We start from the raw sequence: 16597 nt of genomic DNA, 5'->3' as shown, positions 1-16597 counted from the left end.
GAGGCGGAATCGAACCACCGACACGAGGATTTTCAATCCTCTGCTCTACCGACTGAGCTATCCGGGCAACGGAGCGCTATTAAACGGATTTTCTGCATAACCGTCAACACCTTTTTTGAAAATAATTAAAAAAAACGTTCGTTAGTTGTTTTTTTATTCAAAAGTGAGGCTTACGTTTTGCCTTGGTTAAAATCTTTCTTGAATTTTGTTACTTTTTCTAAGTATCGGCGCGACTCTTTGTTTGGGTGTTTCTTAGTAAGTGCCCAATACGCTTGGCTAGGTTGCAGCGAGTTTAAGTCTCGCATTGCTCGTTTTCTGTCCTTACTGAAGGTGTTGAGCACGCCACCAGTGCCGCCGTTGTATGCTGAAATCATACTGTACTCGAGCGTTGTCGGGTGTTTTACATCTTTCAAATAACGATTTTTGAGTATGTAAAAGTATGCGGTACCAGCATCAATGTTGTTTTCTGGATTGAATAAATACTCAGGGCTGGGCTCTCCTGGCTTGTTCTTTACTAACTTAAAGACATCTCGACCTGCGGTTTTAGGTACCACCTGCATAAGACCGTATGCATTCGCCCAGCTCACTGCGTAGGGGTTGAAACTACTTTCTGTTTTGATAATCGCGTAGATCAAGTCTTCAGGAATGTCATAACGCTGCGATGCTCGTCGAACGATGTCGGCGTATTGATAACTACGCTGACTGGCGTGATCGGCCACCATTGGGATCTCAACGTAGTAGGATTTTTTAAAGTCGACTTCTTTGGTTTTTAGGTTGTTAGCGATCAGGTAATCAGCGAACTGGTTAGCACGCCATGTCCATTGAATGGGCTTTTTATCTTGGTCAACAACTTGATTGTAGAGGAAAGGCTTACCTTCTAACTTGATGCTTTTGGAAGAGAATAGGTCAACATGCGCCGGATCATCTGGCGTCAAAAGCGTTGTCATGATCGCGTTTTTGAGGTGTTTTTTAGGCTCAGTAGAGGAGACGGTTTCTACCGTTATCAGGCCTTTGCTAAAGTTAACTTCGGAACGGCTTAGGTAATTGTCTATGTATTTCACATAGTTACTTTTACCAGCCATCTTTACTTCACTGCTGCCCCAACGCTTTTGGATGTTACCAGAAAAGCTATTAATCAAGGAATCTAGGGCACCCGTGTCTTTTTCAAATTGACCGGGTAGCTCCGCCAAATTACTTACAAATCGGTTGGTCGGCTCGTAATTGACATCATAAATGCTTTCGACAAATTCACGGCTGCAGCCAGTTAATAACATGGCTGTTAGGAAGTAACTTAGCTTTTTCATAGTTCCTCATACAAAAATGACATCGCAGCGTTAACCATGATGTCATTAAAAATTGCTTAAATAAATGTCTTATTCGCTTGGTGGAGTATAGCCATCAATTACGACATCTTTACCTTCGAAAAGGAAGTTAACCATCTCAGTTTCAAGAAGTTTACGATGCTCAGGATCCATCATGTTTAGCTTCTTTTCATTGATAAGCATGGTTTGCTTGCTTTGCCATTGTCCCCAAGCTTCTTTAGACACGTTCTCAAAGATACGCTTACCTAAGTCACCTGGGTAAAGTTGAAAATCTAGGCCTTCAGCATCTTTTTGAAGGCGAGCACAAAATACAGTGCGGCTCATAGTGGTTCCTCTTATCGCGTTCGTTGATTCAAACGTCGTCGTTCAGTTCAAAGGGTAGGCTCTCAATAAGCAGCTTTACTGGAGCCGCTAGGCCAATTTCTTCCGGTTTTGATAAGTTATACCAGAGACCTTTAGTCCCTTCCATTATCAAATCTGGTTGTTTATCTAATTTCACCAATACTGGCGTGATATCTAAGTGGTAGTGGCTGAAAGTGTGCCTAAACGCAATCATGGTCTTTATCGAATCTGTTTCAGTGTCTTTGACCGAACGAAGGTCTAGTTGATGTTCGATCTCTGCGTTTTCATTTTGAGGGAAACAAAACAATCCACCCCAGATACCAGACTGAGGACGCTGTTCGAGCCACACTTGGTTGTCGTGGTACAGAATCACAAACCATGTTTCTTTTACTGGTTTTTCTTTCTTAGGTTTCTTGCCCGGGAAATCGAGTTGTCTATCAAGTTTCTTGGCTTCACACATGCTTTCAATCGGGCACAGAGTACATTTAGGCTTGCTACGGGTACAAACCATCGCGCCCATGTCCATCATTGCTTGGTTGTACTTATCGACATCTTTCTTCGGAGTATGTGCTTCGGCATATTCCCAAAGCTGGTTCTCGACTTTCTTTTGCCCCGGCCAACCCTCAACGGCAAAGCTTCTCGCAAGCGTTCGTTTTACATTGCCATCAAGAATCGCATGAGGGAGCTTATGAACGGAAGACAGCACTGCAGCTGCAGTTGAGCGACCTATTCCCGGTAGCGCGTTCATCTCTTCGATAGAAAGCGGAAATTCACCACCATACTGCTCAGCAACGATCTTGGCTGCTTTATGTAGATTGCGAGCTCGTGCGTAATAACCAAGCCCTGTCCATAAGTGGAGCACCTCATCTTGTTCGGCGTTCGCTAGGTCGATAACCGTTGGAAAGCGTTCTAAGAAGCGCTGGTAGTATGGGATCACCGTGGCGACTTGAGTCTGTTGAAGCATGATTTCAGATAGCCAAACGGTGTAGGCGGTTTTGTTTTGTTGCCAAGGTAATTCTTTACGCCCGTAGGCGTCATACCATTTTAATATGGCGGTTGCGAAAGGAGTCACGACATGCTCTATGCTTTGCTATTATTAGAAGCGAAATTGCACCACACTTAACGTTGGATGTAAAACAGACAAATTGTGTGGGAATTTATCCACGGAAAGACTTGCACCGGAGGCAATTCTTTGGATAATCCCCGCTTTGATTAATCAATGTGCAGGCAAAAATCAATGAGTGAAGTGACCACTAACGAATATACTGAAGACGGCAAACTGGTTCGTAAGATCCGTAGTTTTGTTCGCCGCGAAGGCCGCTTAACAAAAGGCCAAGAGAACGCGATGAACGAATGTTGGCCAACAATGGGTATCGACTACAACCCAGAGCTTCTTAACTGGAAAGAAGTATTTGGCAACGATAACCCGGTTGTACTAGAGATTGGCTTCGGTATGGGTGCATCACTGGTTGAAATGGCAAAGAACGCACCTGAGAAAAATTTCTTAGGTATTGAAGTTCATAGCCCGGGTGTTGGTGCGTGTTTAGGTACAGCTCGCGATGCTGGCGTAACTAACCTGCGTGTAATGTGTCACGATGCTGTAGAAGTATTTGAACACATGATTCCAGATAGCAGCCTGCATACACTGCAACTGTTCTTCCCCGACCCATGGCACAAGGCTCGTCACCATAAACGTCGTATCGTTAAGGCTGAGTTTGCAGAGATGGTTCGCGGTAAGCTTCAACTTGATACTGGTATTTTCCACATGGCAACAGACTGGGAAAACTACGCAGAACATATGATTGAAGTGATGAACGTAGCTCCAGGCTTCGAGAACATCGCTGAAGATGGTGATTACATTCCTCGTCCGGATGAGCGCCCACTAACTAAGTTTGAAGCGCGTGGCCACCGTTTAGGCCATGGTGTTTGGGACATTAAGTTCAAGCGTACTAAGTAACTCCGAATCAAATTAAGTGAAGGGCAGTCCGACTTAGGATTTAACCCCTACACTTTATGGGATTGATTAAAGCCAACATTATTGTAATGTTGGCTTTTTTGTCCTTAGGCTTTTATTGCTATAAAGGCTTAAGGACAGAAAGTAACGTTACACCCCTACAAAAATAACAATATAGAAGTAAGCGCACATGAAACCAACTCAAGCTATTTTGGCCGAGATCTTAGACGAAGTTCGTCCCCTAATTGGTCAGGGAAAGGTCGCTGATTATATCCCTGCATTGGCACGCGTATCGAACCAGAAACTGGCGATTGCAGTATACACAAACGAAGGTGAGGTGATTCAAGCGGGTGATGCAGAGGAAGCCTTTTCTGTGCAATCCATCTCTAAAGCCTTGAGCCTGACCTTAGCTATGGTGTTATATAAGCCTGAAGAAATTTGGCAACGCGTAGGCAAAGAGCCTTCTGGCCAAGCCTTTAACTCTATGATTCAGCTTGAGATGGAACATGGTATCCCCCGTAACCCGTTCATCAATGCGGGTGCTATTGTCGTAGCTGATCTACTACAAAGCCGCCTGTCAGCACCGAGACATCGTTTGTTAGAGTTTGTGCGTCAGCTATCGGGTGATACTCATATTGTGTATGACAAGGTGGTAGCGGCGTCAGAAATGATGCACAGCGATCGTAATGCTGCCATTGCTTATTTGATGCGTTCATTTGGTAATTTTGAGAACGATGTTATTCCGGTACTCAACAATTACTTCCATGCTTGTGCACTTAAAATGACGTGTGTAGATTTGGCGAAAACCTTTAGCTATTTGGCGAACAAAGGTGTGTCGGTTCAAACCAAGAAAGAGATCATCACATCTGTTCAAACTAAGCAGTTGAATGCTTTGCTTGCAACTTGTGGTTTGTACGATGGAGCTGGTGAGTTTGCTTATCGTGTTGGTATGCCGGGTAAGTCGGGTGTGGGTGGCGGTATTATCGCTATCGTTCCGGGAGAGATGACAATTGCTGTATGGTCTCCAGAGCTTGATCCTTCTGGTAACTCTCTTGCTGGTACTAAAGCGTTGGAATTGCTTTCAGAGCGAATTGGTCGTTCTATTTTCTAGAAGAAAGGTGCGAGATGCGAGTACAGATTTCGTCCTATAGAGCGCTTCGTTTCGAGAGGGGTTCATAAAACAAAAAGGGTTGACTCTAAAGCCAACCCTTACACAATAAATCTCGAATCTATTCGTCTTCTTCTGCCATAAAGGCTTCCAGCAAATCGTTGAGGAATAGCTTCCCTTTTTCTGTGATCTGCCAGTGCGTGTCGGTTTCATTCAAGTAACCTAGCTCTTTTGCCCACTCAATCGTTGAATGGACAGCGTCAAAATCAAGCCCCGTTGTATCAACGAAATCTTGTTTTGGACACGCTTCCATTAGTCTGAAGCGGTTCATAAAGAATTCAAAAGGGCGGTCTTCATTTGGCACTTCAAACTCATCAGATAGGTAAGGCTTCACCAGGTTCTGATACGCTGCTAGGTAGCCTCTAGGGTGTTTAACCTTAGTAGTGCGAACAATACGTCCATCTGCAAAGCTCAGCTTGCCATGAGAGCCACAGCCAATACCTAGGTAGTCACCAAAGCGCCAGTAGTTGAGATTATGCTGACACTGATACCCCGGCTTGCTGTAGCCTGAAATTTCGTACTGTACATAACCTGCGTCTGCGAGCTTTTTATGGCCTAAGTCGAAGATATCCCAAAGGTCATCATCGTCAGGTAGCTTTGGCGTTTTGTAATAGAACATGGTGTTAGGTTCTATTGTTAGCTGATACCAAGACAAATGTGGAGGATCGAGCTCGATCGCTTTGTCCAAATCAGCCAAGGCCTGATCAATGCTTTGATCCGGTAAGCCGTGCATTAGATCTAGGTTGAAGCTATTTAATCCTATTTTATGTGCTAAATGAGCGGCGTTAACCGCTTCATCTTGCCCATGAATACGGCCAAGTCTTTCCAGTTTCTCTTGCTCAAAACTTTGCACGCCCACCGAGATTCGACTAACCCCTGCTTTTTGATAACCAGCAAAACGCTCAGCTTCAATGGTGCCAGGGTTGGCTTCCATGGTTATCTCGATTTCCGGTTTGAACGGGATGCGTTGTTCAATACCTTGCAGCAATCGACCAATTCCTTCTGGAGAGAATAGGCTCGGAGTACCACCACCAATAAAGATCGAGTGCAGTGGACGAGGTGCGTCATTGAGTTGGTATTTTTCGATATCAGTATCGAGATCCTCAAGCAGAGCATCAATGTATTCTTTTTCAGGAATCTCGGCTTTCAGAGCGTGTGAGTTGAAATCACAATATGGACACTTTTGTACACACCATGGGATGTGTACATAGAGACTAAGTGCTGGTGGTATAAGCGCTGTATCGTGCATTACAGAGCTTGCTCTTTGATTGCTTCGAATAGTGAAGCAAGGGCTTTACCGCGGTGTGAAAGCTGCTTTTTACGTGTAGATTCGAGTTCAGCAGATGCACAGTTATCTTCTGGTACAAAGAATACAGGATCGTAGCCAAAGCCATTCTCACCGTGCTCTTCAGTCAGAATGCGACCTTCCCATTTACCGTGACACACCAATGGTGTTGGATCGTTTTCGTGACGCATGAGCACCAACACACAGTGGAAACGAGCGGTACGCTTTTCAGTTTCCACACCTTGCATGGCATCAAGCAGTTTTTCAATGTTTTGCTTATCCGTAGCCCCTTCACCTGAGTAGCGCGCTGAGTAGATGCCCGGAGCACCCTTAAGGAAATCAACCTCTAAACCTGAGTCGTCAGCAATCGCTGGCAGCCCTGTCTCTTTCGCAGCATGGCGAGCCTTGATGATGGCATTTTCAATGAAAGTTGTCCCCGTTTCAGCGACTTCTGAAACGTTCAATTCACTTTGTGCGACCACGTCAAAACCAAACTCAGACAGAATGCCTGCCATCTCGCGAACTTTACCTTGGTTGCCTGTTGCTAAAACAATCTTGCTCATGGGAATGTGACTCTAATAAGTGAATAAATGAAAAGTAAGGGATAGCTTACTCTTCTATATAGAATTTCTGAGTGAAGCGCAGTGGGCCTGTGCCTTTCAAGCCTGCGTTAACATCGATGTTAAAGGTGATGTTCTCTTCGTGAGTTACAGGGAACTCAGCAAGGTAATAAATCGCATCACCTTCTTTGATTTCTCGAAACTTCAAAGTTCGGGTGTTTCCAACGAGGTTCTTCGCTGTTCCCGTAATTTTAGCCGTTGTAGCAGGCTTGCCTAGGGAAGCCTTGTCTAACACGCTGATGTTGAGGATTGCTGAGTATCCATTTCGCTTAAGTTTGTATTGCTTAGCGACTTGCGCAGTTAAAAACGTAGAATTAAAAGCCGAGTAATGAACCTCGACATCCTTAATGTTCTTAAACTGTCCTGCTGAGCTCGGTAAGGCAACAAGAGCGGTGAGTAGTGCTGTAATCCATAGACGCATAGTGACTCCAATAAATAGCAAAAAGCCATCATAGGATGGCTTTGACTTCAGTTGGGATTTGGCTTGGCGAGCATATTCGAACTTGCTTATGCCTACCTAGCTCTCCCTTCTCTATCTTAATTTGCCCTTTGGCGACCTTAAACTGTTTCGCAAGGTATTTCGCTAAATGGGCATTGGCTTTGCCATCAACCGGTGGTGCAGTAATGGCAATTTTCAGTTCTTCACCGTGCAAGCCGACAATTTTGTCTCGGCTTGCTTTGGGTTGGATATAGAGCCTAAGAAGAATATCGTCTTCCTCGGCCCAAACCGCTTTTGGCATCGTCAAAGTACCTAATGTTCGTACTTGAATTATAGCTGATACCAAATAGGACCAATCATGTCGCCCATTAGGAAGTTCGCAAATTGCAGAACAATGAACAGAACCAACACGCTTAGGTCGAAACCACCCATGTCTGGAAGGATACGGCGGATAGGTACTAGCATTGGCTCAGTCAGTTGATGGAACACGTACTCGATTGGGCTACGACCTTGGCTTACCCAACTTAGGATTGCACGGATAAGTAGAACCCAGAAAATTAAACCACCAGCCGCTTTGAGCAGAGAAAGTGCGCCAAAGATAAGGAAGCTAATATCGAAAACGGCAGCGCCGCCAGAGATAATAAGGTTTAGAGCAACGAACTTAAGTACACACAGCACATAAGCAAAAACAACCGTCGCCAGATCAAGGCTGCCAATTGATGGAATAACTCGGCGTAGTGGGGCAACAACCGGTTGTGTCGCTTTTACGATGAATTGTGAGAATGGGTTGTAGAAATCTGCACGTGATGCTTGTAGCCAGATACGCAAGATCACAACCATGATGTAAAGATCAAAAACGGTCGAGATCAGAAAGCTCATCGAGTTCATATTGTTTCCTTTTTCGGATTTACTTGTCGCTTAGGTATAAATTGAAGCGACAAAATGCTTAAAACAGTTTTTCCATCTCTTCAGCTCGAGCAACCGCCGCTTGCATGGCTTTTGCTACGATGTCTGATAGTTGATGTTCGTTAAACGTGCGCAGTGCTTCTGCGGTCGTGCCGCCTTTTGATGTCACTTGTTCACGCAGTGTAGATAATTCAGTATTTGGATTCGCTACCACCATCTCTGCCGCGCCTAATGCAGACTGCTGAACTAATTTACGAGCGGTTTCTTGGTCGAAGCCTTGGTTGACCGCTTCTGCTTGCATCGCTTCCATAAACAGGAAGAAGTAAGCTGGAGCACTCCCCGCCGCCGCAATGATGCTGTTGATGCCAGACTCTTGTTCAACCCAGCTTACCTCACCTACAGCTTGCATTAGTTGAGAAGCGAAGTCTTTATCATCTTGGCTGACCGTTGAATCAGCATAAAGACCGCTCATCCCTTTACCAAGCAGTGATGGCGTGTTTGGCATCACACGTACAAGGTTCAGTTGGCAGTTTAACATCTCATTGAGTCGATTCGCACTAATACCCGCGGCAATGGAGATAACCAGTTTGTTACTGAAGTCGATATCTTGTAAGGGGTTACATACATTAGCCATCATTTGTGGTTTCACTGATAACACCACAACGTCTGCTTGCTCTGCTGCTGTAATATTATCGCTGGTGGTATTGATGCCGTATTCTTGTTCTAACGGCAGCCTTCTGGTTTCTGAAGGTGCTGTAGCAGTAATCTTTTGCGCTGGGTAACCACTCGCTACCAAGCCCGCTACAATTGAGCGAACCATGTTTCCCGCCCCAATAAAGGCGATGTTTTTATGTTCCATATATAAAATCCTGAGCGTGTCGCTGCGCGGATAAGGCGAAGCGGTATCAATACTTGTACTTATCGTTGGTTGGTTACAACGGCTATTTCGCGTAATCACGAGCGCCGAAAATAGCCGTTCCAATGCGAACCATTGTGCTACCAGCCTCAACTGCTGCATCCATATCACCACTCATCCCCATCGAAAGGGTATCAATGTCTGAATACTTCGCGGCTAGCTTGTCTTTAAGCTCTGCCAGTTGAGAAAATGCATTAAGCTGAGATTGATAGTCAGATACGTTTGCAGGAATCGACATCAATCCTCTTAAGGTGAGGTTGGGGAGCGATGAAATCAACTCCGCGAGTGCAAAAACTGTCTCTTCTGACGTTCCAGACTTGGACTCTTCACCACTGGTGTTTACCTGAATCAAAACTTGCAAAGGTGGAAGTGCGCTTGGACGTTGATCATTAAGCCTTTGTGCGATCTTATCGCGATCGATGGAATGCACCCATTGGAAGCTTTCCGCGATTGGGCGGGTTTTATTGGATTGAATTGGACCAATAAAATGCCACTCTAAATTTAGGTTAGAATGTTGTTCTGAAAAGTGTTTTACTTTATCAACACCTTCTTGAACATAGTTTTCACCAAAGGCAACTTGACCTCCAAGTGCGGCTTCTAGAATTGCATCAATAGGTTTAGTTTTGCTGACGGCCAAAAGTTGCACGGAGTCTGGAGCTCGTCCGCACTTTTGCTCAGCACTACGAATCTGTGAGGTGATTTGTTCGATATTTTGTTGAATACTACTCATAGCTGACTTTACTTAAGGGAAAATAAATGGATATCACTGAGTTACTAGATTTTAGTGTAAAGCATAACGCGTCAGATCTACATCTTTCTGCGGGTGTATCTCCAATGGTACGTATAGATGGTGAAGTAAGGAAGCTTGGAATCCCAGCTTTGAGTCATGCTGATGTGCATCGTTTGGTTTTTGAGATCATGAGCGATTCACAACGCGGTGAGTTTGAAGAAAAATTGGAAGTCGATTTCTCTTTTGAATTACCCAATGTTGGCCGTTTCCGTGTGAATGCTTTTAACCAAGCACGTGGTTGCTCAGCTGTCTTTCGAACTATCCCTGTAGAGATCCCAACTTTAGATGAGTTAGGTGCGCCTGAGATCTTTGAAAAGATTGCTAACTACGAAAAAGGTTTAGTGCTTGTCACTGGCCCTACTGGCTCTGGTAAATCGACGACTCTCGCGGCGATGGTTGATTATGTAAACCGCAACCACAATAAGCACATCCTGACGATCGAAGACCCAATTGAATTCGTTCATACCAACAATAAATGCCTTGTTAACCAGCGTGAAGTTCATCGTGATACTCACAGCTTTAAAGCGGCGCTGCGCAGCGCGTTACGTGAAGACCCAGACGTTATTCTTGTGGGTGAGCTTCGTGACCAAGAGACCATTAGCTTAGCGCTAACCGCAGCAGAAACTGGTCACTTGGTTTTTGGTACTTTGCATACCAGCTCCGCGGCTAAAACTATAGACCGTATTATCGATGTATTCCCGGGTAGCGACAAAGACATGGTGCGTTCAATGCTGTCCGAGTCGTTGCGCTCTGTGATTGCTCAGAAGCTGCTAAAGCGTATTGGTGGCGGTCGTATCGCGTGTCATGAAATCATGATGGCGACACCTGCGATCAGAAACCTGATTCGTGAAGACAAGGTTGCGCAGATGTATTCGATCATTCAAACGGGTGCAGCACATGGTATGCAAACCATGGAGCAAAACGCGAAGCAGCTAATAGCTCAAGGCTTGGTTGATTCGGAAGAGGTCGAGAGAAAGATCGAAATTGAAACCTCAATGTTTTAATCAAGGTGAACAAAATGGAATTGAATCAAATCCTTGAAGGGATGCTGTCTCAAAAAGCATCGGATCTTTATATCACCGTTGATGCGCCTATCCTGTTTCGTGTTGATGGTGAATTGCGACCTCAAGGAGATAAGCTGAATGCGGCTCAGGTTGCTCAATTACTTGATGCGATGATGGAACAAGACCGACGTGATGAGTATCAGCAAACGCGTGAGGCAAACTTTGCTATTGTGCGTGATTTTGGTCGTTTTCGTGTCAGTGCGTTTTTTCAGCGAGAGCTACCAGGAGCGGTCATTCGACGCATCGAGACTAACATCCCAACCTTTGAGCAATTAAAGCTTCCTGATGTACTACAGGACCTTTCAATTGCTAAGCGCGGACTTGTGCTGGTGGTTGGGGCGACTGGCTCTGGTAAATCGACCTCAATGGCTGCAATGACAGGCTATCGTAACACCAATCGTTCCGGTCATATATTGACGGTTGAAGACCCTATTGAATTTGTCCACGAACATAAAAAGTGTATCGTGACGCAACGTGAGGTTGGACTCGACACCGAGAGCTATGAAGTTGCGCTTAAGAACTCGTTACGCCAAGCACCAGATATGATTTTGATTGGTGAAATTCGTAGCCGTGAGACCATGGAATACGCGATGACTTTTGCTGAGACTGGTCACTTGTGTATGGCAACCTTGCACGCCAATAACGCTAACCAAGCGTTAGAGCGTATTCTCCACTTGGTGCCGAAAGAGCAGAAAGAACAGTTTTTGTTTGATCTGTCGATGAACCTACGTGGTGTCGTCGCTCAGCAACTCATCCGTGATAAGAATGGCAGCGGGCGTCATGGTGTGTTTGAGATTTTACTCAACAGCCCCCGAGTGTCTGACTTGATTCGTCGCGGTGAACTGCACGAGCTAAAAGCAACAATGGCGAAATCGAAAGAGATTGGTATGCAGACCTTTGATCAAGCTTTGTACGATTTAGTTGTAGCAGGTAAGATCAGCGAAGAGGATGCGTTTCACAGTGCTGACTCTGCTAATGACTTACGTTTGATGCTAAAAACCAGACGTGGAGATGATGACTACGGGACTGGTGCTTTGGCTGGGGTGAAGATAGACATGGGTTAGGTTGAATGCCTAGTGTCTGGTGCAAATAAAAAACCCGCTTAAGATGCGGGTTTTTTATGAAGTGAATAAATTAGTGATGAGCAAAACGGTTGTTGTCGTTCGAGTAGCCACGCTCTTTCTCTAATTTAATTTTAGTTGGATATTGTTCGCCAGTGTAACCCGCTGAACCACCCATTGAACTGCATGCTGAAATGGTTAGAGCGGCGAAGATTGCTAGAAAAATTTTCATGTGAACTCCCACGTTCTGATTTTGAATTGCATCGACATTACGGCGTGAAATTCGTGCGGGATCACAAATTAGTTCAATTTTTGCTCACTTAATTTTCGTTAAGAATATTGTGCTTCAAACCAACTTTCTAGAATAACAACAGCGGACTGATTATCCACATTGCCCTTACTTAATGCTTTATAGCCACCCATGTCAAAAAGGTCAGCTCTTGCTTCTGCGGTTGATAATCTCTCATCATGCAATTCAACATCGACACCAAAGCGCCCTTTTAGGCGGTTGGCAAACTTCTTTGCTCTAGGTGTGATGGTTGCTAGATCTTTACCATGAAGGTCGGTAGGAAGGCCAACCACAATAAGGTTCGGCTGCCACTCTTTTATTTGCTTTTCAATATCGTCCCAGTTGGGGATGCCATCTTTGGCTTTAAAGGCTTTTAGAGGGCTTGCGGTGCCCGTGATTTCTTGTCCTATCGCACTACCGATACTTTTTGTTCCGTAGTCAAATGCCATAATTGTTCGTGACATGGGGTTTCCCAATTAATCTGTGTTTGAGAGTTTATATACTGATTTGAGCTAGGCGTGACCAGCGTCAGCTGAAAGCTGAGCCGCATTAATGCCTAACATCTGCACGGCAACTTTCCAGCGGTCAGAAATCGGTGTATCGAAGATGACCTTCGGGTCGGCTTCAACGGTTAACCATGAGTTCTCGGTAAGTTCGGTTTCCAGTTGTCCCGGTTCCCATCCTGCATACCCAAGTGCGACTAAATAATTCATCGGCTCATCTTCTGTGCCCAGCACCATCAAGATATCTTTTGAGGTTGTTACCGAGATTTGATCTGTCATGTTGATGCTGGATTGATAGCTGCCTTTAGGTTTGTGCAAAATAAACCCACGGTCTTCTGCGACCGGCCCACCGTTCAATACTGGCTTATCAAGACTTGCTTGGTTGGATTTCGGCTGCTCAGAATCAACCTCAACTTGTTTAAGCATGCTTCCGACAGTCACATCAATAGGGGCGTTGATCATTAAGCCCATCGCACCTTCGTCGTTGTGTTCACAAAGGTAAATTACCGAATTTTGAAAGTAGGGGTCTTTCATTCCGGGCATAGCAACCAGAAAGTGGTTCGTTAAATTCATAGAGCCTCCTGCCAGTGTGTTCCCAGTAAAGGAAAAAGAGCGGCGTTAAGCCGCTCATTGATTCTGTGCCTATTTACTTCGTGTTTGCGAATAGCTAAGGCTTTCTTTAGTTTAGGCTATTTAGCGTTAATGCGACGCTCGATAGCGTCCATTAATTTACCTGTTACCGAAATATCAAAAGCAGCTTCAATTTCACGGATACAAGTAGGACTAGTCACGTTAATTTCTGTTAGCTTGTCACCGATAACATCAAGTCCTACAAAGATTAAGCCTTTCTCTTTTAGTGAAGGAGCGACTGCTCGTGCGATAGCCCAGTCTGTTTCACTTAGCGGACGAGCTTCACCTGTACCGCCAGCTGCTAGGTTGCCGCGAGTTTCCCCTTTAGCTGGAATACGAGCTAGGCAGTAAGGCATTGGCTCACCGTCAACTACAAGAATACGCTTATCACCATTGCTGATGTCAGGAACAAAGGTTTGTGCCATTGCGTAGTTTTGACCGTGGTTCGTCAGTGTTTCAATAATCACAGATACGTTTGGATCGCCTTCCTTCACGCGGAAAATAGATGCACCACCCATACCATCAAGTGGTTTTAGGATCACGTCACCATGCTTCTCACGAAACTCTTTAATCTTTTCAGCTTTACGAGTCACGATGGTAGTGGGTGTTAGCTCTGGAAACCAAGCCGTGAACAACTTTTCGTTACAGTCACGTAGGCTTTGTGGCTTGTTTACGATCAGTGCGCCGTTTTCTTCAGCACGCTCAAGAATGTAGGTCGCGTAAATGTACTCAGTATCAAACGGAGGATCTTTACGCATCAATACTGCATCTAAATCAGATAGCGCGATTGTCTGCTCTGACTTGAATTCGTACCAACCGTTTGGATCTTCTTTTAGTTCTACAACCTTAGTGTCAGCAATGGCTACGCCTTGATCTAAGTGTAGATCATCCATTTCCATGTAATGGATTTCGTAACCTCGACGCTGAGCTTCAAGCATCATGGCAAAGCTAGAGTCTTTTTTGATGTTAATGGATGAAATTGGATCCATTACGATGCCAAGTTTGATCATTTTTTTCTCCTAGCCTAGATCGCCAAAACGGACTTGTAAGGCAGTAATTGCGGTTAGAGCAGCTGTTTCGGTACGAAGTACACGTGGGCCGAGTAGTGTCTCTTCAAATTTATATTGTTCTGTCATGCCAATTTCTTCAGCGGACAGTCCTCCTTCAGGACCAATCAATAGGCGCACCTTGTTGATGGGTTCCGGAAGTGTGTTAATCGAGTATTTTGCACGAGGGTGCAGGTTTAGCTTTAGTGCTTCGCTTGGTTCGCTGCACCACTCTTCAAGCTGCATGATTGGACGAATGACAGGAACCGTGTTGCGGCCACACTGTTCACATGCCGCGATAGCAATCTTTTGCCACTGTGCGAGTTTTTTCTCGAAGCGTTTTGTATCAAGCTTAACACCACAGCGCTCTGAAATTAGAGGGGTAATGGTGTTCACACCAAGCTCAACCGATTTCTGAATCGTGAACTCCATTTTATCGCCACGTGAAATCACTTGGCCTAAATGTAAGTCTAACGGAGATTCGCTGCTGCGCTCGATGCGTTCAGTAACATTAACGGTGACATTTTTCTTTGATACTTCAGCTATCGTCGCAGGGAATTCAGCGCCACTGCCGTCAAATAGAAGGACCTCTTGGCCTTCTTTCATGCGAAGGACACGACCAACATGACCCGCGGCATCTTCGCCTAAAGCGAGTGAACCTAACTGATGAATGCGTTCTGGGTGATGGATACGAGGGATTCTCATGCTGGTAAACCTATAAATATGTTCATTTGGGTATTTTGTCTCTGCCTAACATGGATGCTTTTAGTTGAAAAAACAAGGGTAGAGCAAGAGTTTCAGAGGCAATTCTGAAACTCTTGTTTGAGATAGTTAGGAATGTTGATTGTACGAGCGACGTTATTTACAAGCAGGGTAAACAAATGGGTTGTGATTCCCTTGGATGGCAAAGATTCGCTCATCACGAGTACATTCCCACTTGTCGACAGGAAATTGCTTGTTCCACGCCATCATCAGGTTGGTTTGTTGCTTAGATAGCTTGAAGCCATACTCTTGGCTCATGTAAAGATAAGTACGCGCGATAGAACCTTTTGCTCTGTCTGGCGGCATAACCTTACGCTGTTTGAAGTTGACCTGCATTTCACACTGACCGTAACTCACGCCATCCATTCCATTCCACTGACTGAAATTGTAGTTGGAGCGATCACCGTTAACCTCGCCAATGGCCGGAGTTAGGTTGTGAAGGTCGGCTTCCATCGATTTGAATACTTTGTCATTACGAGTGCAGTTCTTGCGCCCACCGTCTTGCCAGCACTGACGCTGGTGGCCAAATTGCCAAGCGGGAACCACGTGTTCCCACTCAATTCGACTCGCCCGATTTTGCTGCTTTCGTACTTGATAACCACAGCCATCAAGGTCTGGAATGCCTTTCTTTTTGTCTTTCCAAGTAATGTCACAGCCACAATAAAATGAAGTCGGGTGGTCGAGATAAATCTTCACCGCTTCTCTTTTTGCTTTGGAGAATGAGCTCGGTGGTGCGGCGAAAACGCTTTGGGTTACCAGTAGGCCAAATACTATTGATAAGTAAAAAGACACAGGTAGGCCAAATGCTTTGAAGGTGAGTTTTTGCATAGAAAAAGACTGATAAAAGTATGATAAACATCAGTCTAGCACTCAAGTGATAGATTTCTCTATTACATTTCAATCATCCAATCAGTGGAGTGCAATTTCCTGAAAAAAAACGAGCAGGTTACTGAATCTCACGTGTGTCGAGTATTGGGTGCTAGCTGAGTTGTGTGCCTGTAAAGGCCAAGGTTTGATTACATTGTTGGCAGCGGTAGCTTGATTGGTTACGTAATACCTTGTTGTGACGTCTAATCGAAAGTGGGTAAACCGTGCAGTTGCAGCGGTATTCAAAGGTCTTGCCTTGCACAGAGGTGATCTCAAAACTGTGGGTTGTTTTGGCTGGTACGTTGAATACCTTTTCCATTACGTATTTCCACTCATTCCCGTGAGGTCTCACTCGTCCAAATACTTGATGTGTGATCAGATGTGCCAGTTCATGAGGCAGCACCTCGTTAATGAAGGCATCTTCATTTTCGGCGAAGAGTACATGGTTGAGCTTAATTTCATTAAGCTGAAGGTAGGCCTTTCCCGCTGCCTTTCCTCTTAATTTGTAAGTGATAGTTGGGCATGGGAATTCACGGGAGAAATGTTGATTAGCGATAGCTAGGCACTCGGCCAACTTCTTATTTGCTCGATGTTGTTGCGGGGTGTAAGACAAACGTTGTTAACTCCAAATAA

21 protein-coding genes are annotated in these 16597 nt (G+C 45.0%); 4 read left to right on the top strand and 17 right to left on the bottom strand.

From position 1 onward, the window contains the following. Window positions 1-170: 170 nt before the first annotated feature. From mltC to mutY, 3 genes are all read right to left on the bottom strand, one after another. Window positions 171-1304: a membrane-bound lytic murein transglycosylase MltC gene (mltC, locus tag QQ041_RS21035; RefSeq protein ID WP_060982721.1), complete on the bottom strand. Its 1134-nt coding sequence runs from the start codon at window positions 1302-1304 to the stop codon at window positions 171-173. A 69-nt stretch (window positions 1305-1373) separates the two neighbouring features. After that, the gene (locus tag QQ041_RS21030; protein ID WP_050651844.1) at window positions 1374-1646 is read right to left on the bottom strand and encodes an oxidative damage protection protein; all 273 of its coding nucleotides are present in this window, start codon (window positions 1644-1646) and stop codon (window positions 1374-1376) included. Between the two features lie 28 nt (window positions 1647-1674). Continuing rightward, window positions 1675-2736, bottom strand: coding sequence for an A/G-specific adenine glycosylase (gene mutY / locus QQ041_RS21025; RefSeq protein WP_146490581.1), 1062 nt, complete (start codon window positions 2734-2736; stop codon window positions 1675-1677). A gap of 165 nt (window positions 2737-2901) precedes the next feature. On the opposite strand from mutY, the gene trmB reads away from it, so the two are divergent. Both trmB and glsB read left to right on the top strand, forming a co-directional pair. Beyond that, window positions 2902-3621 (top strand): tRNA (guanosine(46)-N7)-methyltransferase TrmB, encoded by a 720-nt coding sequence (gene trmB / locus QQ041_RS21020; RefSeq protein WP_004735468.1) that lies wholly within the window; start codon window positions 2902-2904, stop codon window positions 3619-3621. 187 nt (window positions 3622-3808) lie between these two features. After that, complete coding sequence (gene glsB / locus QQ041_RS21015; RefSeq protein ID WP_146490582.1) at window positions 3809-4729, top strand: glutaminase B; 921 nt, start codon at window positions 3809-3811, stop codon at window positions 4727-4729. 118 nt (window positions 4730-4847) lie between these two features. On the opposite strand, the gene hemW is transcribed toward glsB, so the two are convergent. From hemW to QQ041_RS20980, 7 genes are all read right to left on the bottom strand, one after another. Continuing rightward, complete coding sequence (hemW, locus tag QQ041_RS21010; RefSeq protein ID WP_285954969.1) at window positions 4848-6035, bottom strand: radical SAM family heme chaperone HemW; 1188 nt, start codon at window positions 6033-6035, stop codon at window positions 4848-4850. Beyond that, entirely contained in the window at window positions 6035-6634 is a 600-nt protein-coding gene (locus QQ041_RS21005; RefSeq protein ID WP_285954968.1) for an XTP/dITP diphosphatase, read from the bottom strand. Before QQ041_RS21005 ends, hemW begins: the two co-directional genes overlap by 1 nt. Before the next feature lie 46 nt (window positions 6635-6680). After that, window positions 6681-7112, bottom strand: a complete 432-nt coding sequence (locus QQ041_RS21000) for a DUF4426 domain-containing protein (protein ID WP_061018830.1) — start codon at window positions 7110-7112, stop codon at window positions 6681-6683. A gap of 28 nt (window positions 7113-7140) precedes the next feature. Continuing rightward, a complete protein-coding gene (yggU, locus tag QQ041_RS20995) occupies window positions 7141-7431 on the bottom strand; it encodes a DUF167 family protein YggU (protein ID WP_009847703.1) in 291 nt (96 codons plus the stop codon). 29 nt (window positions 7432-7460) lie between these two features. Then, window positions 7461-8018, bottom strand: a complete 558-nt coding sequence (locus tag QQ041_RS20990; RefSeq protein ID WP_017067798.1) for a YggT family protein — start codon at window positions 8016-8018, stop codon at window positions 7461-7463. 58 nt (window positions 8019-8076) lie between these two features. After that, on the bottom strand, window positions 8077-8895 hold the full coding sequence (gene proC / locus QQ041_RS20985) for a pyrroline-5-carboxylate reductase (protein ID WP_146490587.1): 819 nt from the start codon (window positions 8893-8895) through the stop codon (window positions 8077-8079). A gap of 82 nt (window positions 8896-8977) precedes the next feature. Then, entirely contained in the window at window positions 8978-9682 is a 705-nt protein-coding gene (locus QQ041_RS20980) for a YggS family pyridoxal phosphate-dependent enzyme (RefSeq protein ID WP_285954967.1), read from the bottom strand. Window positions 9683-9708: 26 nt separating this feature from the next. On the opposite strand from QQ041_RS20980, the gene QQ041_RS20975 reads away from it, so the two are divergent. Both QQ041_RS20975 and QQ041_RS20970 read left to right on the top strand, forming a co-directional pair. Beyond that, window positions 9709-10746, top strand: coding sequence for a type IV pilus twitching motility protein PilT (locus tag QQ041_RS20975; RefSeq protein ID WP_285954966.1), 1038 nt, complete (start codon window positions 9709-9711; stop codon window positions 10744-10746). Window positions 10747-10760: 14 nt separating this feature from the next. After that, complete coding sequence (locus QQ041_RS20970; protein WP_285954965.1) at window positions 10761-11870, top strand: PilT/PilU family type 4a pilus ATPase; 1110 nt, start codon at window positions 10761-10763, stop codon at window positions 11868-11870. A gap of 70 nt (window positions 11871-11940) precedes the next feature. On the opposite strand, the gene QQ041_RS20965 is transcribed toward QQ041_RS20970, so the two are convergent. The 7 genes from QQ041_RS20965 to QQ041_RS20935 all read right to left on the bottom strand — a co-directional run bounded on the left by QQ041_RS20965 (window position 11941) and on the right by QQ041_RS20935 (window position 16577). Next, window positions 11941-12099, bottom strand: coding sequence for a hypothetical protein (locus QQ041_RS20965; protein ID WP_179947256.1), 159 nt, complete (start codon window positions 12097-12099; stop codon window positions 11941-11943). Between the two features lie 98 nt (window positions 12100-12197). Then, on the bottom strand, window positions 12198-12620 hold the full coding sequence (ruvX, locus tag QQ041_RS20960; RefSeq protein ID WP_048659417.1) for a Holliday junction resolvase RuvX: 423 nt from the start codon (window positions 12618-12620) through the stop codon (window positions 12198-12200). A 48-nt stretch (window positions 12621-12668) separates the two neighbouring features. Continuing rightward, complete coding sequence (locus QQ041_RS20955) at window positions 12669-13232, bottom strand: YqgE/AlgH family protein (protein WP_048611435.1); 564 nt, start codon at window positions 13230-13232, stop codon at window positions 12669-12671. Between the two features lie 116 nt (window positions 13233-13348). Next, window positions 13349-14299, bottom strand: coding sequence for a glutathione synthase (gshB, locus tag QQ041_RS20950; protein WP_061018824.1), 951 nt, complete (start codon window positions 14297-14299; stop codon window positions 13349-13351). Window positions 14300-14308: 9 nt separating this feature from the next. After that, entirely contained in the window at window positions 14309-15040 is a 732-nt protein-coding gene (gene rsmE / locus QQ041_RS20945; RefSeq protein WP_285954964.1) for a 16S rRNA (uracil(1498)-N(3))-methyltransferase, read from the bottom strand. A gap of 153 nt (window positions 15041-15193) precedes the next feature. Next, entirely contained in the window at window positions 15194-15925 is a 732-nt protein-coding gene (locus tag QQ041_RS20940; RefSeq protein WP_285954963.1) for an endonuclease, read from the bottom strand. Between the two features lie 151 nt (window positions 15926-16076). After that, window positions 16077-16577, bottom strand: a complete 501-nt coding sequence (locus QQ041_RS20935; protein ID WP_285954962.1) for a SprT family zinc-dependent metalloprotease — start codon at window positions 16575-16577, stop codon at window positions 16077-16079. Between the last annotated feature and the right edge of the window lie 20 nt (window positions 16578-16597).

Source organism: Vibrio sp. TMPB1044 (genome assembly GCF_030442075.1).
Classification (GTDB): domain Bacteria; phylum Pseudomonadota; class Gammaproteobacteria; order Enterobacterales; family Vibrionaceae; genus Vibrio; species Vibrio satsumensis.
The sequence above is the reverse complement of the archived record's forward strand: the minus strand, read 5'-3'. Positions and strand labels throughout refer to the sequence as shown.